Annotated in this window: 12 protein-coding genes; 2 read left to right on the top strand and 10 right to left on the bottom strand. The window is 68.9% G+C overall.

Features of this window, described 5'->3' with window-relative positions:
- Positions 1-248: 248 nt before the first annotated feature.
- The 8 genes from EJC51_RS44400 to EJC51_RS44365 form a co-directional block, all read right to left on the bottom strand.
- The gene (locus EJC51_RS44400) at positions 249-2,915 is read right to left on the bottom strand and encodes a M48 family metalloprotease (protein WP_126276307.1); all 2,667 of its coding nucleotides are present in this window, start codon (positions 2,913-2,915) and stop codon (positions 249-251) included.
- Between the two features lie 83 nt (positions 2,916-2,998).
- On the bottom strand, positions 2,999-3,481 hold the full coding sequence (locus tag EJC51_RS44395; RefSeq protein WP_126276306.1) for a hypothetical protein: 483 nt from the start codon (positions 3,479-3,481) through the stop codon (positions 2,999-3,001).
- 753 nt (positions 3,482-4,234) lie between these two features.
- Positions 4,235-5,443, bottom strand: a complete 1,209-nt coding sequence (locus tag EJC51_RS44390) for an NAD(P)/FAD-dependent oxidoreductase (RefSeq protein WP_126276305.1) — start codon at positions 5,441-5,443, stop codon at positions 4,235-4,237.
- Entirely contained in the window at positions 5,440-5,637 is a 198-nt protein-coding gene (locus EJC51_RS44385) for a ferredoxin (RefSeq protein ID WP_126276304.1), read from the bottom strand. The genes EJC51_RS44390 and EJC51_RS44385 overlap by 4 nt, the downstream gene beginning before the upstream one ends.
- 35 nt (positions 5,638-5,672) lie before the next feature.
- On the bottom strand, positions 5,673-6,857 hold the full coding sequence (locus EJC51_RS44380; RefSeq protein ID WP_126276303.1) for a cytochrome P450: 1,185 nt from the start codon (positions 6,855-6,857) through the stop codon (positions 5,673-5,675).
- 203 nt (positions 6,858-7,060) lie between these two features.
- On the bottom strand, positions 7,061-8,083 hold the full coding sequence (locus tag EJC51_RS44375; RefSeq protein WP_126276302.1) for a LacI family DNA-binding transcriptional regulator: 1,023 nt from the start codon (positions 8,081-8,083) through the stop codon (positions 7,061-7,063).
- Between the two features lie 259 nt (positions 8,084-8,342).
- Positions 8,343-9,467: a glycoside hydrolase family 12 protein gene (locus EJC51_RS44370; protein WP_126276301.1), complete on the bottom strand. Its 1,125-nt coding sequence runs from the start codon at positions 9,465-9,467 to the stop codon at positions 8,343-8,345.
- Positions 9,468-9,714: 247 nt separating this feature from the next.
- Positions 9,715-12,633: a glycoside hydrolase family 48 protein gene (locus EJC51_RS44365; protein ID WP_126276300.1), complete on the bottom strand. Its 2,919-nt coding sequence runs from the start codon at positions 12,631-12,633 to the stop codon at positions 9,715-9,717.
- A 624-nt stretch (positions 12,634-13,257) separates the two neighbouring features.
- Here EJC51_RS44365 and EJC51_RS44360 point away from each other — a divergent pair.
- A complete protein-coding gene (locus EJC51_RS44360) occupies positions 13,258-14,988 on the top strand; it encodes a glycoside hydrolase family 6 protein (RefSeq protein ID WP_126276299.1) in 1,731 nt (576 codons plus the stop codon).
- A gap of 103 nt (positions 14,989-15,091) precedes the next feature.
- Here EJC51_RS44360 and EJC51_RS44355 read toward each other — a convergent pair whose 3' ends face one another.
- Complete coding sequence (locus EJC51_RS44355) at positions 15,092-15,718, bottom strand: TetR/AcrR family transcriptional regulator C-terminal domain-containing protein (RefSeq protein ID WP_126276298.1); 627 nt, start codon at positions 15,716-15,718, stop codon at positions 15,092-15,094.
- Positions 15,719-15,989: 271 nt separating this feature from the next.
- On the opposite strand from EJC51_RS44355, the gene EJC51_RS44350 reads away from it, so the two are divergent.
- Positions 15,990-19,352, top strand: coding sequence for an alpha-L-rhamnosidase-related protein (locus EJC51_RS44350; RefSeq protein ID WP_244363189.1), 3,363 nt, complete (start codon positions 15,990-15,992; stop codon positions 19,350-19,352).
- A 140-nt stretch (positions 19,353-19,492) separates the two neighbouring features.
- Here EJC51_RS44350 and EJC51_RS48990 read toward each other — a convergent pair whose 3' ends face one another.
- Positions 19,493-19,993 (bottom strand): AfsR/SARP family transcriptional regulator, encoded by a 501-nt coding sequence (locus EJC51_RS48990; protein ID WP_244363184.1) that lies wholly within the window; start codon positions 19,991-19,993, stop codon positions 19,493-19,495.
- Positions 19,994-20,000: the final 7 nt, after the last annotated feature.

Below are 20,000 nucleotides of genomic sequence, written 5' to 3'. Positions count from 1 at the left end.
GCGGCGTCGTCTCGCCGTGCGGACACAGCCGGTCCCAAAGCTCCTCTCCCAGGTCTCCCCTGCGTCCAGTCCGTCACCGGGGCATTCAACCGTCTCCGCAGCCCCCGGTACCAACCTGGAGGACGACAGAGTCACGGGCTCCTTGATGATCACGGGCCAACCCCCGGATGTGGGCCAGACCCGCACAACCAGCTCGCCGACTGCGGGGCCGACATGTGTGTTTGCGCCGTTCGAGGAACCCAACACAGTCAGGTAGCTTCGAGGAGCTGGGCCAGGTTCTCGATTCTGAAGCCGAGGACACACTCCTGAACCAGATCTAGTAGTTCCGTCTCCGCTATCACGCTGCCCACTCCTAGAGCTCGCGCGGCAGCGGAGCCGGGGTGGGACACCAGCGCAAGAGTGACGGCGCCGCTCGTCAGGGGCATGCCGCAGTGTCGTGCAATACGTTCGGCCCTTCTCAGGGACTCGGCGCAGGCCGCCGTCATCAGGTGGCCGTGTCGTGTGAGTGGTTTCGCAGTCGGAGGGTCCGGGAGCGGATGATTGCGGAGGTGTTCGACAGGCCGGGTGTGCAGCCAGATCCGGTCCCATTCGGCCGCACCGTCGGTTTGCATCAAGGCTACGAGCAGGTCTTGGGTGCTCAGCAGGAACATGTTCCCAAGGGCCAGGGTCGCTGCGCGATCGAGGGCCTGACGAACCGTATCGGTCAGGGGTGGTCCTTCCGGAACAGTCTGCGACCTACTGGGCGCGGATGCGACGGGTACTTGCGTCACCGTTGAGGGGGCTTTGAGCCCCTGCTCCCCTGCGGGGTCGGAACGGTTCAAAGCCCGACGGACCGACTCCGCAAGAGGATCAGCTGCAGTCGACTGGGCGGACGCCTCGTCAGAGGCTGTCTCCTCGACGACGTTGCCCAGCACGAGGCTCGCCGCTTGGCCGAACAGCCGTTTGACGCTGCCCACGACCAGGGTGGTGAGAGCGGCCAACATCTGCCCTGCCGCCAAGACGTGCGGCAGAGCCGTCGACAGTTCATGCCGACCGGCCTCCGACCCCAGCTGAAGGATCATGCCCACGAGGGCGGCCGTAAAAGCCGCCGCCATGGCATACGGACCTGCGAGGGGACCGCGAATCCGCACTGTGGTCAGCGCCGACGCGATCATCATCGAGCCGACCACCAGCACCATCCGGTTCGGGAGTGGTATGCCGAGTCCAGCCCAGAGACTCAGCTCGACACCGACGAATACGCCCGTGAGTCCGGCGATCCAAGCCGCGCCGGCCCACAGCACGCCGGAGCGGCGCGCGCGACGTCCGTATCGCAGCTCCTGCACCGGTGGCGCGCATGTCGGCAACACGAGCCGGGGCACGAGAGGTAGTGACCAGGCGAGTGTCAGAACCACGGCTGCCAGCCAACCACCGCTGGCCGATTCGAGAACAAGGAGAACCAGTCGTCGCAGGCCATCGAGGTCCAAGCGGTCGGGAAGCCCCGTCGGCTCCGTCACCACCTGTGAGGCAACACTGTCGGCAAGCCGACCGAACAGCCCCCAGGCGGCAAAGACTCGGAAGTAGAGCAGACAACCGACAACAATGGCTATCCGCTTCATGACCCTGAAGGTTCCGCTGTGGCCATCTCCGGTGGCCCGGCGACTCTCCGACTCCTCGTCGGAGGGGAACCATCCGGCCGCGACGGCGACGGGCCACCGCACGGCAATCACAGACATGAGCAGGGTCGACACGGCCATTGGCCAGAAGGCGTCTCCAGCACCCGTATCCGCGACGACCGAAAAGAACGGCGACACATACCGCCCCACCATCAGCCCGCATGCCAGCGCCATGATCAGCGGAACCGTCCGCGTGCTCCGACGACCCAGCAGATCCGCCCAGGCCTGCCGCAACATGCCCAGGCAGACGGCCACGGTGAGCGGGGCGCCGACCACCATGGCCGCCAGGGACGTCTCTCTGCCCACCGGGCCACCCGGCTGCCAGTACAGGTAGCCGAACACGGTGGCAAGCACGGAGAGGGCGAGCCCGCCGAAGAAACCGACGCTCAGCGCATGAGACACCGGGAACCGCAACACGCTCACCGGATCACGCAGAGCGGCCAGGCGTTGTGCCGCATCGGGGTGCCGGGCAAGCAGTCTGCCCAGACCGCGTCGTGTCTTTCTGCCCTGTGCCGCGAGCTCGGCCGAGTACGACATACCCTCAGGCGCCACTGCTGCGGCTCGGGCATCAGCGCGGAACTCGCGGGCTCGCAGGAACGCGCGGACCAGCAGTTCCACCACCACAGCCAGCAGTGCCATCTGGGTAATCAAGAGGAGTGCCTGCGTATCGGCCAGAGTCGGCAGGGTCAGCAGTGCCGCAAAGCAGTACGCGAAGGCCAACCGACGCATGGCGCGCGCTGCTTGGTAGCGGCGGAGATCACCAGTGTCGAGGTGGGCGAGCTCGTGGAGGATCACGGCGTCGAAGGCATCCCGGCGCCGGGCGCCGAGTTCATACCAGGCCAGGTGGTTGTTGGACACGCGGATGTAGTACTTGCGCGGCGATCCGCCGACGCCGGTCGTATGACGCCCCCGACGAGCGCCGAACACCAGTGGACGGCGGCGCAGGTCAGTCCGCTCGGCCAGGGCGCGGATCCGCCGGGCCTGAGGCGCGTGGGAGGTACCGAGAGGTCTCAGCGTGCGCAGCCGCAGTGAGGAGCCGGCGGCATAGAGCATCAGCCCGAGCAGCAGAGGCTGCCCCATGCCCTTCAGCGCCCCGGCTCCCATCGCGTGCAAGGACCGGGCGACGCAGTCGATCTCGTCCTGGGATCGAAAGTGTCCTGCGGTCAGGCCGTCGACCTGCTGGATACACGACGGGATGTCGCCACTGGTGAGGAGGACGTTGACGTACAAGGTGACGGTGGCGACCGCCAGTCCGAGCAGCACCAGCAAGATGGTGGTGTTCTCGGGAAACTCGCGTACGTCGAGCGCACCGCCACCGTCAGCGCGACCGCGTCGGTAGGGAGCTTTCACCTTTCGGGGTTCAGCAGGGCACCCGTGACGGCGTCCGTGAGAGCGCGTGCCTCAGTGTCGTCAAGGCCGGCAGACCGTGCGGCCCGCAGTGCAGCGTCCCGTATCACGGCCAAGGTCTCGACGGTCAGCGCCACCGAGGTGTCGGCCTCCTCCGCCCCGCCGCGGTGACGCGCACGACGCAGCAGCCGACCGATGCGACCTGCCACCTCATCCTGGACGGTGCCGATCAGAGCGTCGCGCGCCGCCGCGCAGACCAGTACGGCGATCGGTGTGAGCAGCCCCAAGGCAGTGTCCACGCCGCTGCCCAATGCACTGTCGTCGGAGCTGCGCTCTCTACGGAGACTGCCGCGAGGAGTCACGTAGGGGTCGATCAAGGTGTCGAAGGCGGCAATCTCTTGAGGGCTCTGCGCTTCTACGACCGCCCTTGTCCAATCCCGCAGTGATGGGACAAGGCGAGGTACGGGCAGTGCTTCACTCATGACGGATCCCCCGGGACAAGAACAGGGCAGTGGAAGGTTCCTCACGTAACGGCAATGATGTGAGGACTCATCAGATTAGTGGCGCCAGACTTCATGCTCAGGCAAATGCCTCAATCCGTGCGCACACCGATCTCGCGACTGCTCAGCAGCCATGCCAGGCAGACGACCTGCCCAAACTCAATGGGGAGATCGCGGGATTACCCACGGCCGAGGTGGCCTGGCCGGCGTTCCCAAAGGGCTCAAGATCCTTGGCCGCCTTGCAGGACCGTCTGCGATGTCAGCGCTGCCCTTCCCTGCCTCGGAGCCGATGGTTCAGGAATTCGACCAGCCTCGTCTCCGAACGTGCCAACCGCTCGCGTTCCTCAGGAGGAAGGGATGCGAGGGCATCGACCAGAACCCGCTTCCGCGGGATGTGCACCATGTTCCCGGAGTAGATCCTGCAAGTTGAGCACCAGGCGAACCCGATGCAGCGCTCGAACATGGAGGACTCGGGCGGGTAGAAGCGGTACTGGTACGAGCGGACGGGCGTCCCGCAGGCGGCGCAGATCCGTCGTTCGCCGTCCAGGACAGACCAGCCGCTCCCGACCTTGCGCCAGTGCTGCCGCCCGGCCGGTGCTCTTCAAGTCGTCACGTCCGGCATTCTGTCCGACCGAGGGCACACGGCACAGCTGTCCGTACCAGACTTCGCCACCGAACCCAGGCGGTGACGGCCGTGACGGCTTGACGGTACGCCGCTCGTGATCCGGACGCCCTTTACGGCGAGCTCCCCGCCGACGCGTGGATGGTTCGCCTCCGGTCGCCGCCCGGGGTGCCGCCTGATCCGGATGTGGCCGCCAACTGCCTCAGCGCGGTGACGGGTTTGCGTCGTCCGTACGCGACTGCCGTCGCTGTTCCGTCGGGGTGGGTCCAGGTCAGCAGTGCACGGCCCTCGGTCACACTGCCGTCAACCGTGGTCGGTTCGCCCAGGAGCGGGAGGTGGCCGACGAGTTTGACGGACAGACCGGCGACCTCGGTCCAGAAGTAGTCGTCCTGCGACGGTCCGGAGGGAGGGAGACCGAGGGCGGAGGAGGCCGCGGTCCTGCCCTGGGCGACGGCGTTGGACCAGAACGGCGCGCGCCGGTGGGGCCGGGTGGCGTCGCCGCGAAGGTATGTGACGTCGCCGGCGGCGAACACGCCGGGAACAGTGGTGGCACACGCGTCGTCGACGCCGACACCGAGGCGGTCGGCGAGGCCCGTCCCGGCCAGCCAGTCGACGCTGGGCACCTCTCCGGCGCAGGTCACCACGAGGTCTGCGGTGAGCTCGGTGCCGTCGGGGAGCAGCACGCCGTGCACGGGGTCGCCGGTGAGGACGGCGAAGCCGGTGGCCTGCACGAAGCGGATGCCGTACGCAGCGGCCCGCGCGGTGATGGCGGCGGACAGGTGGTCGCCGAGGATGCGTTGCAGCGGTCGGTCGGTGTCCACGACGGTGACCGGGATGCCGCGGCCGGCGCAGGCGCTGGCCACCTCCATGCCCAGGAAGCCGGCGCCGACCACGATCGCCGTGGCGGCGTCGGCCAGGCGGGTCCGGAGCAGGCGGGCGTCGTCCAGGGTGCGCAGGACGAGTTCACCTCGCTGCCCGGGGGCGGCGAGTCGGCGGGCGTCCGCGCCGGTGGCGACGATCAGCGCGTCGTAGTCGATCCGGCGGCCGTCGGCGGTCGTGACGGTGCGGCGCCGGGGGTCGGCCGCGACGGCGGCCGAGCGGACGACGCCGATGTCGAGGCCGTCGAGGCTCAGCCCCAGGGACTGATCGGCGGCCGGGTCCTTCAGGACCGCCTTGGACAGAGGCGGGCGGGAGTAGGCACCCTCTTCTTCCGCGCCGATGATCGTGACCGGTCCGGTGTGGCCCAGGGTGCGCAGGTGGCGAGCTGCGGTGGTGCCGGCGAGTGACTCGCCGACGATGAGCACCGAGCGCGGTGCGGTCACGGCAGGACTCGCAGGGCGGCGACCGGGCACGCGTCGACCGCCGCGCGGGAGACCTGCTGATGCTCCTCGGGAACCTCGGCGCCCTCGAAGCGGTAGGTCAGTTCGGCGTCGTCGTCCAGGCTGAAGACGCCGGAAGCCTGGTCGGCACAGAGGCCGTGGCCTTCGCAGCGGGCGTAGTCGACGGAGATCTTCATGGTGCGGTGTCCTCACAGGGCGTGCGGTGGGGGGGTCAGGCCGGGATGAGTTCGAGCGGCAGCCGTTCGAGGCGGTGGATGACATTGTTCAGCGCCCACTCGGGTGTGCCGGCCGGCTCGATGCGGTCGACCTTCTCGGCCAGGGCGCGGAGGATCGCGGAGGTCTCCATGCGGGCCAGGCCCTGGCCGGCACAGCCGTGGGTGCCCTGCCCGAAGCCGAGCTGGCGGGCGGCGTCGCGGCGGATGTCGAAGGTGTCCGGGTCGTCCCACTCCAGCGGGTCCCGGTTGGCGGAGCCGTACAGGACCAGCACCCGGGAGCCCTTGGGCAGGGGGATGCCCGCGACGTCCGTGTCATGGGCCGTGGTCCGGGAGAAGCCGCGGATCGGGGACTCGTACCGGACGACCTCGTTGACCGCGTTCGACACGAGGTCGGGGTCCGCCTTCAGTAGACGCCACTGTTCGGGGTGGGTGGCGAACAGGTGCAGGGCGCTGGAGATGGCGCTGATGGTGGTGTCCAGGGACGGCGCCAGGTAGTCGATCATCATGGTGGCGCACTCGGCCGGCATGATCCGACCGTCGTCGGCGGCGCGCAGCAGGTCGTGGCCCAGGCTGCTGTCCAGCACGGACCGGTCACGGACGACACCGCGCGCGTAGCGCATCATGCCGACGGACGCGGGAAGTGTGCGTACCGCCTGGCAGTTGAGCGGGCCCAGGGCGTCGAAGGTGGCGCCGGCCCAGCGCAGCAGGTGCTCGCGGCCCTGTCGGGGCCAGCCGACCAGGTCGGGGACGACGGACATCGGCAGGGCCGTGGCGACCTCCACCGCGTCGACGGTGCGCCGGGCGACAGCGGCCTCGACCACGGCTACCGCCTGCTGGTCGACCATGTCCTTCATGGTGCGCAGCGCCCTGGGGGTGAGGCGGTGCGCGAGGAGGGAGCGGCGGCGGGCGTGGTCGTCGCCGTCACTGAACAGGGTGGTGCCCTGGCCCACGCGGTTGGCGACGGGGTTCAGGGCGACGCCGCCCGAGGAGACGAAGGTCGCGTCGTCCAGCAGTACTTGCTTGCATTCGGCGTACCGCGGCAGGGCGTAGACCTTGTGCTTGCTCAGCCACACCACGGGCCCAAGGTGACGCAGCGCGGCGTAGTGGGGATACGTGTCGCGGATGGCCGATGCCGAGTACAGGTCGGGGTGGTACACGGGAATCTCTGTGCGCGTGGGCATGAACAGTCCTCCTCGAGGAGCCTGACGGCATCCGCCGCAACAACGCCGTAATGAGGAAATCATCAACGCTGACAGATTACTCCGTCAAGGGTCGCGCGGAGTCGCCCGAGGAAGTCATCCGTACTTTGCGATGCTGTCCGCTGGACGCGCACGCCCTCGTCAGCCGGGCGAGCCGCGCGGCTCAACGCCTCGGCGGCGGGTCGTCAGGACGACTGCCGGACGACCAGCTCGGTACGGAGGATGACGTGGCGCCAGGCCACGGACTGCTCCTCCATCTCCTCCAGCAGCAGCTTGATCATGGCCCGCCCCATCTGCTCCAGCGGCTGGCGCACCGTGGTCAGGGGCGGCTCCGTGCGCTGGGCCAGGGGGAAGTCGTCGAAGCCGATGACGGCGACGTCCTCGGGGACCCGGCGTCCGGCCGCGCGCAGTGCGTGCAGCGCCCCGGCCGCCGTGGTGTCCGAGGCGGCGAGGACGGCGTCGAGTTCGGGGTGGCGTTCGAGGAGTTCCGTCATGGCGCGGCGACCGCTCTCCTCCGAGAAATCACTCTCCGCCACCCAGGACCGTGACGTCTTGTGGCCGCCCATCGCCAGCGCGTCCTGGTAACCGCGCAGCCGGCACTGTGCGGCGTACATGTCCAGGGGGCCGGTGATGGTGGCGATCGCCGTGCGGCCCTGTTTCAGCAGGTGGGACACGGCATGTCGGGCGCCGCCCACGTTGTCCGCGTCGACGTAGCTCACGTACTCGTCACCCGAGCGACGCCCCAGCAGCACGGTCGGCACTCGCGCCTCGGCGAGCATGTCCGGCAGCCTGTCGTCGGCGTGCACCGACATCAGCAGCACGCCGTCGACCCGGCCTCCTCGCGCGTACTCCAGGAAGCGCTGCCGTTCGGTCTGCGAGCGGACCAGGGTCAGCATCAGCTGCATGCCGGTGTCGGCCAGCGCGTCGCCGAGTGAGCGGACGATCTCCGAGAAGAACGGCTCCGCGAACTGCCTCCAGTCCGGCTCCGTCAGCACGAGGGCCACGGCGTCCGCACGCCGGGCGGCCAGGGAACGGGCCGCGAGATTGGGCACGTACCCGAGTTCCTCGATGGCTCGTTGCACGGCTTGGCGCGTCGACTCCTTCACGCCGGCCGCGTTGTTGATCACCCGGGACACCGTGCCCCGTCCCACCCCGGCGTGGGCAGCCACCTCTTCCAGAGTCGGCGCTCCAGGTCGTCGCCCGGCCATGACCACCTCTCCCACCCGCGAGATCACCGATCTTACGGGGCGGAGCAGCCGGGCACATGCCTTCCGCACATGATCGGACAGGCTCGGCCGGAAGGAGGTCTCGCTCGCGGTGTCCGCCGGGGCGCGGTCCGCGGGACGGCACCGCGGAACCGCCGGCGGCAGACAGGTCGGCCGGACGGATCCGCGGTGCCGGGTGCGCGCGGTGGGGCGAGGGCAGGTTCTCAGGAAGGCCGGGATCGTTCTACCCGCCCCTGTGCCGTCACGCGGTGGTGCAGGACGTGCCGTTCAGGCTGAAGGCGGCCGGTTTGGCGAAGGCTCCGTCGTACGTGCCCTGGAACCCGAAGGAGACCTGACCGCCCGGTGCGATGGACGCGTTGTAGGCCATGCCGCCGGCTGTCACGGCTCCTGACGAGGGTGAGATCTGGGCGCTCCAGGCACTCGTGATCTTCTGCCCGGACGGCAGGGTGAACGCGAGTTTCCACGCGTCGACGGGCGACGAGCCCGTGTTGGTCACGGTGACGTCCGCCGTGTACCCGCCCTGCCACACGTTGGTGCCGTAGGCCACCTTGCAGGCCGACGAGCCGCCCGTGCCTCCGCCGGAGCCGCCGCCGAGGTTCACGCTGGAGGAGAACGAGTTGACCGCCAGCCCCGCGCCGTTCTGCCAGGGCTCGAAGCCCGCCTGAACGCTCGTCAGGTACCAGTTGTCCTGGGCGAGTCCGCGGGAGACGGCCTGGCGGACGAAGTCCATCACGTCGAAGTTCCAGCTGTCGATCGTCGAGGGTGCGACGAAGGACAGGACGTCGTTGGAGCCGTTGTTGCCGGACCACACCTGCCACTGACGCCCGGCCACGGTGGCGGAGCCGACGGGCGAGCCGACCGGCTGTACGGAGCCCACCTTGTTGAACCAGATCATGATCTCGGTGCGGTTCACCCCGTCTTTGCGGGGTGTCGGGTCCAGCCAGATGTCGTACGCGGCGTCGTAGACCGCACCGCTGACATAGCTGTACGAGATGCCCGAGGGCGCGCTCGCGATGGAACTCAGCCGGGCCGGGAGGTTCGTGCCGGGCGAGCAGTTGGTGTAGTGGCAGCCGTTGAACACGGAGGGGTACGACTTCGGGGCGCCGGTCGTGGGGACCGAGCCGTCGGCCTGGGTGATCCGGAAGCCCGAGTCCGTGGCGGAGATGCACTGGGTGGCGCTGGTCCCCCAGCGGTTGTTCTGCACGACGTAGCGGCCCTGGATGGTGGTGGAGCCGAACTCCTCGCAGATCGTCGTGTCGGCGTGCGACGCGGGGGCTGCGCCGAGCAGCGCCGCGAGTGCGACGAGAGTGGTCAGCAGGGCGCCCCACAGGGCTCGCGTTCCTGGCTTGTGCTGTACGGATTGCATGCAGTTCCTCCGCAGGTGCTTTCAAGAAGTGGCAGATCGTTGGCCAGAGCCTTGGGAGCGCTCCCAAAACTCGGACAATCACGACTAGGTGCATGCCCCTGACAAGAATGTGAGGGGTGGTCCTCGTGCGATTCGGGTGCGCCGTCACCGATTTCGGAGTGCCGGACGGCCCCGGGGGGCGGGGCCGTCCGGCCGGGTGACCCCGTCCGCCTGCGGCGGGGTCAGGTACGCGGAGCCGTGGCGGGGGCTATTCGAGGAGCTCCGCGTACGAGCCCATGGCCAGTGCGATGTCGGCCTGGGCCCAGAACCGGTGGTAGGTGAAGACCGGGGCGGCGCCACCCTTCAGGTAGGCCTCGATCTTCGACCATGCCGGATCGTTCTTGTAGAAGGACCGGAGGGAGAGGAAGGTCGACGAGGAGTTGATCGCGTCGCCGTTCGGCATCGTGCCGGTCCAGCCGCTCGGCACGTAGACGCTGTCGTTGAACCTGCCGTAGTCGGTGCGGGTCTCGGGGACGGCGATGCCCAGGCTGTCCCGGTAGTTGTTCCACATGCCGTCCAGCAGGGCCTTCGCCGTCGACTTGGCCGTGGCGTCCCCGGACCTGGCCCCGTAGTAGGCGAGCGTCTTGGCGTACGCGGCGGCCACCCCGACGTCATTGGTGTAGTCGGCGACGGTGACGTGAAGTCCGCTGTTGGCGCCGGGACTTGACGCGTTCCACGTGTCGGGCTTGCCCGACCACTGCAACGTGGAAGGGATCTGGTAGGTGCCGTCCGGGTTGATCGTGGTCTTGGACAGCGCCCACGTGACCCACTTGTCGAGGACCTCCTTCGCCCGGGCGTTTCCGGTCTGCTGGTAGAGCTCGGCCACCCGCTCCATCGACCATGCCTGGAAGCCGAACCACTGGTTGGAGGGCGGGTCGTGGTAGACGGGCTTCTCGTCGTAGTACATGCCGTAGAAGGTCGGCGTGCCCGACGGCGGCGTGGCGTAACGGCCCTGCCAGCTGTTGGTCGCCCCGCCCGCGATGGCGCCCTCGTCCGACTGCAACCACCGGTAGAACTCGATCTGGCGTTGCAGTGACTTGCTCCAGTCGCCCGCGCCCGTCGCCGACTTGGGCTTCAGGTCGGCGTAGGAGCTCAGCGCGTAGGCCGCCAGAGGGTTCTGGTAGCCGCTGTGGGCGTGGCTGGAGCCGATGCGCCAGGCCCAGCCGGCGCTGGTGTCGGCGGCGCCGCCCCAGGCGTAGTACCAGGACAGCAGGTAGTGCGAGGCGTCCTTGCCGGTGCCGGCCGGGCAGGTGGACGGGCCTACGCAGTTGCCGATCTTCTTGAAGTACTTGTCGAACATGGCGTACCGCAGGTAGTCGCCCATCTTGGCCGCCTTGGCGACCGTGGCCGACACGTCGCCGCCCTTGCCCTGTTCCTTCGCCCAGACGTCCGCCCAGTACGCGGCCTGCACGGCCCGCGCGTCGGCGTCCGGGGCGTCCGTGTACTTCCACTGCTTGGCGTAGGAGCTGTCACCGGTGAACAGGTCCAGATAGCCGTTCTTGCCGCCGTACTTGAAGGCGTCGCAGGTCGGCTGCGGCACCGTCTCCCAGACCGATTCCTGGGGACCGCGCTGGAACGTGTTCAGGTACGACGGTCCGCTCGCCGTGGGGCCGACCTCGCAGCTGCCGCCGGGCGTGTTGCCGAAGCCGTAGACGTTGTCCACGTCCTCGATCCAGTGCATGCCGTAGACGTCGTCCGTGCCGTACGCCGACTTCAGCTCGCCGGCGATCGGGTCCGTTCCGACGGAGACCGACGCGTCGAGCTTCACGGGGTACTCGTTCGGCGTGTCCGCCTCGGGCGCGTAGGTGGCCGGCTTGGAGGCGTTGTAGAAGCCGCTGGTGGGCTGGTCGGCATGGGTGGGGATCATGTACTTCTCCATCAGGGCCCATGCGCCGTTGAACTTGGACCAGTCCCCCGTCACCCTGCCGTACATCGCCTGGAGCCACAGCAGATAGCCGTAGGCCTCCGATGTCGTCTCGTGGCCCTGGTCCGGCGCCTCGACGATCAGCGTCTCCACCGAGTGGTACGGAATGCCCTGCGGGGAGAAGTAACCGTTCGCCGGGTTGGTGATCTTGCCGTAGAGGTCCAGGAAGCGCGCGTCGTACGTCTTGGACGCGGCCAGCTCCGTGACGGTGACGGTCGCCTTGGCGTAGCCGGCGGCCGATGCCGTGAACGTGGCCGCGCCGGTCCCCGAGGAGTCCGCGGTCACGGTCACCTGCTGCGCCGTGTTCCAGTTGGACGGGGTGAAGGTCAGCGACGAGCCGCTGGTCACCGACAGTCCTGTGTTGCCGCTCGTACGCTCCACGCTCACGGTCACGTTCGAGGCCGGCTGCGTGGAGAGCTTCACGGAGAAGGTGCCCGTCTTGCCCTGCTGCACGGCGAGTTGGCCGGGCGACAGGACAAGGGCCGGTCCGGCCGCGACGGTGATGCCCACCGGCGTGGACTCTCCGGAGGCGCCCAGGCTGTCGTACGCCTTCGCCACCAGGGAATGACTGCCCACGGTCAAATCTGAAGCAGAGAGCGCGTACGGGGCGCTCGTGTCGGTGCCGAGCAGGGTGGTGTCGTCGTAGAACTCCACCTTGCTGATCGTGGCGTTGTCGGCGGCCGCCGCGGTCGCCGCGAGCGGGACCGGGTCGCCCTTGGTGTAGACGGCGCCCGGCCTGGGGCTGGTCAGCACGGTCATCGGGGGCTGGTGCGCACCGGTGCAGGGGGTGCCGTTCACCGCGAAGGAGGTGGGCGCCGCGTTGGTGCCGCTGTAGCCGAACTGCGCGCCGGCGGTCACCGCGGCACCCGCGGCGATGGTGGCGTTGTACGGGGCGTTCTGCACGGTGACCGTCTGGCCGGACTGCGACCACGTGCCGTTCCAGCCGTTCACGAGCTTCTGGTTGCCCGTGTAGCCGTACGTCACGGTCCAGCCGTTGATGGCGTCGGTTCCGCGGTTGGTGAGGGTGAGATCGACGGTGAAGCCGGAGCCCCAGTCGTTGGTCCTGTAATCGACGCTGCACTGAACACCTGCCGCCTGAGCAGGTGTTGGGCCGACGGCGAGCATCGACAGGGGCAGGGCGAACGCGGCCGCCACGGCGGTCCACAACCGCCGCGCGGCTCTGCGCTTACGTCCGGGATCCATGTGCTGGTTCCTCCTTGCCGTACACGGCTCGGTGGGGGATCAAGGCCTGAACCAGTGGGAGCGCTCCCATATTGGGGACGGACGCCCTGCGCGTCAATACGTTGAGAAGTTGAATCGTTCGAACCGGTTTGCCGTACAAAAAAGTTAAGCAACCACCCTGTGAAATCACGGCGGTTGGCGCTAGCGTCCGTCGCACCAGTGGGAGCGGTTCCCCTCACTAGGCGCAGCCATCACGATGCGCCCAGCTGAAAGGAGTCGCTCATGCGACACCCTCCGCACACAGCACTTCTTCTCGCCGCCCCTGCGGGCTGCGCTCACTTCGGCATCGTCGACGCCTGCGGCGCGTGCCGCAGGTCGCCGCACCCGCATACGGCTACGGCCGCCGCTTCGGCGCTGCTCAGCGCCTGACCGCGGTCGCCCAGCACGCCATCACCGCAACGCCTGTCCGCCACCGGGCACATGGCCGCCGCGCGCTGATCCGACGGGACCGCTTCGCCCCGTGGGCATCTCGCCCGAACGCCTCCCCCTGCCCTGACGGCGGCAGTTGCCCCTTACCGCTCCGGGTCGGCGGTCGCCTGCTCGCGTCCGCAGCCGATCGCGCCCAGAAGGAGAAGGACTCCCCTCATGAGTCGCACAAGAATGTCACTGCTCACCGCCCTGGCCCTGCTCACCGGGACCTCCGGCGCCGCGATCATCGCAGCCCCGGCCGGCGCCAGCACCGCGGCCGCGCCCTGCACCGTGGACTACAAGGTGCAGAACCAGTGGGACACCGGCTTCACCGCCGCCGTCACGATCACCAACAACGGTGCGGCCAAGTCGAGTTGGTCGCTGAAGTGGTCGTACACCGGGAACCAGAAGATCAGCAACGGCTGGAACGCGAAGGTCAGCCAGAGCGGCTCCGCCGTCACGGCCGCCAACGAGAGCTACAACGGCACCATCCCCAGCGGTGGTTCGGCGAGCTTCGGTTTCCAGGCGTCCTACAGCGGGACGAACGCGATCCCGGCGACCTTCACGCTCGACGGCGTGACCTGCAACGTGGACGGCGGGCCGACCGACCCCGGACCGACGGACCCGGGGCCGACCGACCCCGGACCGGGCGGGCCGAAGGCCGCCAACCCCTATGTCGGCGCGAAGGTGTACGTGAACCCCGAGTGGTCCGCGAAGGCGGCCGCCGAACCGGGCGGCAGCCGCATCTCCAACCAGCCCACCGCGGTCTGGCTGGACCGGATCGCGGCCATCAACGGCGTCAACGGCGGCATGGGCCTGCGCGCCCACCTGGACGAGGCGCTGAAGCAGAAGGGAAGCGGTGAACTCGTCGTCCAGCTGGTCATCTACGATCTGCCCGGTCGTGACTGCGCGGCCCTGGCCTCCAACGGAGAGCTGGGACCGAACGACCTCGACAAGTACAAGTCCCAGTACATCGACCCGATCACCTCGATCCTCTCCGAGTCGAAGTACGCGGGCCTGCGGATCGCCACCGTCATCGAGCCCGACTCGCTGCCCAACCTGGTCACCAACGCGGGCGGCACCAACACCACCACCGACGCGTGCGTGACCATGAAGAGCAACGGCAACTACGAGAAGGGTGTCTCGTACGCCCTGGACAAGCTTGGCGCCCTGGCGAACGTCTACAACTACATCGACGCCGGCCACCACGGGTGGCTCGGCTGGGACAGCAACCTGGGCCCGTCGGTGCAGGAGTTCGCCAAGGTCGCCACGTCCAACGGCGCGAGCATGAGCGATGTGGCCGGCTTCATCGTCAACACCGCCAACTACAGCCCGGCCAAGGAGCCCCACTTCAAGGTCACCGACACGGTGAACGGGCAGACCGTCCGCCAGTCGAAGTGGGTGGACTGGAACCAGTACGTGGACGAGCAGTCGTTCGCGCTCGGACTGCGGGACAAGCTGGTGGCCGCCGGATTCGACTCCGGTCTCGGCATGCTGATCGACACCTCCCGCAACGGCTGGGGCGGGTCCGCCCGGCCCACCGGCCCCGGTCCGCTGACGTCCGTGGACGCCTACGTCGACGGCAGCCGCATCGACCGGCGCATCCACGCCGGCAACTGGTGCAACCAGAGCGGTGCCGGACTGGGTGAGCGCCCCACCGCGGCGCCTGCCACCGGGATCGACGCCTACGTGTGGGTCAAGCCTCCGGGTGAGTCCGACGGCAACAGCGCCGCCATCCCGAACGACGAGGGCAAGGGCTTCGACCGCATGTGCGACCCGACCTACGGGGGCAACGCCCGCAACGGCAACAACCCCACCGGCGCGCTGCCGAACGCACCGCTCGCCGGGCACTGGTTCTCCGCCCAGTTCCAGCAGCTCATGCAGAACGCCTACCCGCCTCTGCCGTAACCCTGTGACACGGTGAGGGGCCGCCGGGACCGGTCGTCGAGCGACCGGTCCCGGCTCGGCCTGCCCTGCGACCGGATGAGCCCACTTCCCCGGAGCTTTCCGGTCAGCCCTCGTCGCGCAGGCGCTCAAGCCCGCTGAGGAGGAGTTCGAGGCCGAAGGAGAACTCCTCCTCCAGCGGGATCGGCATCTCGGAGGCGACGGCGAGGGTGGCCGGGAACAGGTCCGGATCCACGCTCTGGAAGAGGGCCGCGGCCTGGGCATCGTCGGACCGGCCCGCTCCCTCCTGCCGGTTGGCCTGTACGGCGAATCCGAGGACATAGCGGGCCAGGGTCGCATACGCGTGCGCTGCCTGGCGCGGCGGGAAACCGTTGTCGAGCAGCACCGCGACACAGCGCTCCCGCACTGCCATCGCATTCGGCCCGAGGGGAACCCGCTCGACCATCAGGCGTGCCGCGTTCTGGTGCCGGGACAAGGCGTCGAACATGGCGTGCGCGCCCGTCCGCAGCGCCTGCTGCCAGGCCATCGCCCGGAGCTCGGCGCCGTTGAGTTCCACGGCGCCGAACACGCGGTCCACCACGTGGGCGATCAGCGCTGCCCGGTTGTCGAAGTGCCGGTACAGCGTGGCCGTGCCCGAGCCCAGACGCTGGGCCAACGTCCGCATCGACAGCGCGTCGGCGCCCTCCTCGTCCACGATCCGCAGGGCCGTGGACACGATGCGTTCCAGCGGCACAGGTGGGCGCCCAGGGGAACGCCGCGCCGGTGCAGCGCCCGCTCGCCTTGGATCAGCTGCCGCCACTGGACGTCCCGCCTCCTCCGTCGCCAGCACAACAGCAACACTGTATCCGATATGAGAACCACGCCCCGGCTTCCGAAGAGACGGTCGCTGCACGGACCTTGACACCGTCTCGTGCACCGGCAAAGAATTCCCGCTGCAAACATGCTAATGAAACGATTCAAACACGGTGTCCCCGCGCTCACCTCCCTCCCCAGCAGGAGCCCGCATGTCCTCTGTAACGCGCCGGTCCGCCCTGCGCTCGGCCATAGCCGTGGCGCTCGCACCCACCCTCGGCTCGGCGCTCCTGCCAGGGCTCGCTTCCGCGGCGTCCGCCGCTGCCTCCTGGACCGCGAAGTGGATCTGGGCGGCGTCCAGTTCGACGAACCAATGGGTGGCGTTCCGCAGATCGTTCACCCTGGGCTCGGCGCCGTCGAAGGGCGTCACGCAGATCGCGGCGGACTCCAAGTACTGGCTGTGGGTCAACGGCACGCTCGTCGTCTTCGACGGGCAGCTGAAGCGCGGCCCCCACCGCACCGGCACCTACTACGACGAGATCGACCTCGCCCCGTACCTGAGGAGCGGCAGCAACACGGTGGCGCTGCTGGTGTGGTACTTCGGCAAGCAGGGTTTCTCACACAGCAGCAGCGGCAGCGGCGGTCTGCTGTTCCAGTCCGACATCACCACCGGCTCGACCACCACCCGGGTGGTCAGCGACACCAGTTGGAAGCACACCGTCCACCCGGGCTACTCCAACAACACCAGCGGCACCCAGGTCAACTTCCGCCTACCCGAGTCGAACATCCACTACGACGCCCGCAACGCCACCGCCCTCACCGCCTGGGAGTCGCCCGGCTTCGACGACAGCGCATGGAGCGCCCCCACCGACTTCGGAGCCGCCGGCGCCGCGCCCTGGAACGATCTCGTCCAGAGACCCGTCCCGCAGTTCCGGTACTCGGGCCTGAAGTCCTACGGCAACGCCTCGTCGCTGCCGTCCACGGGACAGGGCGCCACCGCCATCACCGCCACCTTGCCCTCGAACCTCCAGGTCACGCCGTACCTGAAGGTGGACGCACCAGCCGGCGCGGTGATCGGGATGCAGACCGACCACTACGCGGACGGCGACGGTCTGACCGGCCTCACCCCCGGGGCGGAGAACAACATCCGCGCCACCTACGTCTGCGCGGGCGGGGTCCAGGAGTTCGAGGCGCTGGCCTGGATGAGCGGCACGGCGGTGAAGTACACCATCCCCGCGGGCGTCACCATCCTGGATCTGAAGTACCGGGAGTCCGGCTACGACACCGACTTCGCCGGATCGTTCAGCAGCAACGAGGCCTTCTTCGACACCCTGTGGGGCAAGGCGGCGCGCACGATGTACGTCAACATGCGCGACAACTACATGGACTGCCCCACCCGCGAACGCGCCCAGTGGTGGGGCGACGTGGTCAACCAGCTCAAAGAGGGCTTCTACACCTTCGACACCCGCTCCCACGCCCTCGGCGCCAAGGCCATCGCCCAGCTGACCGCCTGGCAGAAGCCCGGCGGTGTGCTCTACTCGCCGATGCCGTCCACCATCTGGACCGCCGAACTGCCCGTCCAGATGCTCGCCTCGGTGTGGGCGTTCGGCACGTACCACCTCTACACCGGCGACACCGACGCCGTCTCCGGCACCTATCCGGCGGTGAAGGCCTATCTCAACCTGTGGAGCCTGGACTCGGCCGGCCTGGTCAACCACCGCGCCGGCGACTGGGACTGGGAGGACTGGGGCAGCGACATCGACGCCCGCCTCCTGGACAACTGCTGGTACTACCTGGCCCTCGACACGGCCATCACCCTCGCCGGCCTCAGCGGCAACAGCGGCGACATCGCCGCCTGGCAGGCCAAGCGCGACAGCATCAAGGCCAACTTCGACCGCGTCCTGTGGAACGCCTCCCGCAACGAGTACCGCTCGCCCGGGTACACCGGCGACACCGACGACCGCGGCAACGGCCTGGCCGTCGTCGCCGGCCTCGCACCCGCCTCCCGCCACCGGGCGATCACCGAAGTGCTGCGCACCCACCTCAACGCCAGCCCCTACATGGAGTTCTACGTCCTAGAAGCGCTCTACCTCATGGGAGCGGCCACCGTCGCCGAGGAACGCATGCGCAACCGCTACGCCGCCCAGGTCGCCGATCCCGCCTGCTACACCCTGTGGGAGATCTGGGACAAGGCGGGCGGCACCGACAACCACGCCTGGAACGGCGGCCCGCTGTACGCACTGTCCGCGTACGCAGCCGGCGTCCGTCCCACCCAGCCCGGCTGGACCACGTACGACGTCGTCCCGCAGACCGGAACCCTCACGAAGATCAACACGGTCACGCCTACCGTCAGGGGTGACATCCGTTTCGGCATCACACGCGACGGCGGCCAGGTCACCCTGACCCTCACCTCCCCGAGCGCGACGACTGCGCGCGTGGGTGTTCCGACGTACGGCGGCCCGTCGCCGGTCATCAAGGCAGGCGGCACCACGGTCTTCACGGGTGGCGCATCCGCCGGAAGCGTCCCGGGCCTCGGCTACGCGGGCAAGGACACCTCGTACGTCTACTTCACCCTCCAGCCGGGCAGCTGGACGTTCACGGTCAGCGGCGCCGGCCGTCTCGACGACCTCGCCCTCGGCCGGCCCGTCACCAGCAACAGCAGCCTGGAGAACAGCGACTGGGGCAGGAACCGGCTCACCGACGGCAAGCTCACCAGCGTGAGCGGCGCCAAGGGCTACACCAGCATCGACTTCCCCTCCGCCGACGTCAGCGCCCACCCCGTCTGGGTGGAGATCGACCTCGGCGCCGACACCGACCTCGACTCCGTACGGCTCTTCCCGCGCACCGACACCCCGGCGGTCGGCGGCGGCACAGCGGGCTTCCCCGTGGACTTCACGATCCAGACCCGTCCCGACGGATCGACCGGTTACACCACCGTCCGCACCCTCACCGCCGCGCCCAACCCGGGCGGGCTGGTGCAGACGTACGGCTTCGCGACCACGACCGCCCGCTACGTACGCCTCCAAGCCACGAAGCTCGGTGCCCCTGCCCTCGACGAGACCACCAAGTACCGCCTGCAACTCGCCGAACTCGCCGTCCCCACCGCCGCGACCACCGTCACCGCCAACTACACACTGGAGAACGGCGACTGGGGCAAGACCCGGCTCCTCGACGGCATCACCACCGGCGTGGCCGGTGCCAAGGGTTTCACCAGCATCGACTTCCCCTCCCCCGACGTCAGCGCCAGCCCCGTCTGGGTGGAGATCGACCTCGGCGCGGACCGGGCCGTCGGCTCCGTCACCCTCCACCCCCGCACGGACACCAGTGCGGCCGGCGGAGGCACAGCCGGCTTCCCTGTCGACTTCACCCTCCAGACCCGACCCGATGGGGCCAGTACCTACACCACCGCCCGTACCGTCACCGCCGAACCCAACCCGGGCGGATCCGCTCAGACCTACCCCTTCACTTCCGCCGTCGGCCGCTACGTGCGCCTGAGGGTCTCGAAGCTCGGCAAGCCCGCCTCGGACGAAAGCACCCGGTACCGCCTCCAACTCGCCGAGATCCGTATCAACTAGCAGCCCACACCGAAACGGGGCGTGCCGTCGTGGTGCCGCTGACCGGCGGTCGGCCCCGGCCGCCCCGCCCGCACGCTCCCGTGCGCTGGCCCATCTGGGCCGATGAATACACGAGCATCGGTCGACGCTCCAAGAAGGCTTCAAGTGCATTCCAAGACGGTGTGCGGAGGCTGTGCCGGATCCAGGTTCCGGCAGGGAGAGACATAGAGGTGCGGGAGCAGATTCGGTTCGCGGTGCTGGGGCCGGTCAGCGCGTGGCGCGGCACGGCCGAGGTGGACCTCGGACCGCCGCAACAGCGGGCCGTGCTGGGGGCGTTGCTGATCGCCGAGGGCGCCCAGGTGCGGGTCGGCGAACTGGTCGACGCGCTGTGGGGTACGGCTCCGCCCGCGTCGGCGGTGGGTTCGGTCCGTACGTATGTGCACCGGCTGCGGCGGGCTCTCGGCGACGCCCTGGAGCGAGACCAGGGCCCGGGTCGGTGGGCTCCCCTCCCACAGCTGGTCGATCATCCGGTCGACGGACACCACGCCGCCCCGGGCACAGAGCAGCATCGCGAGAACGGCGCGCTGCCGGGGCCCTCCGAGCCCGACCCGCGCACCGTCGACGTAGGCCTCCAGGGAACCCAGCACTCGCAACCGCACCATGATGAAC

Origin of the sequence: Streptomyces aquilus (genome assembly GCF_003955715.1) — a bacterium.
Classification (GTDB): Bacteria; Actinomycetota; Actinomycetes; order Streptomycetales; family Streptomycetaceae; genus Streptomyces; species Streptomyces aquilus.
This window is presented reverse-complemented; position numbering and strand designations above follow the sequence as displayed.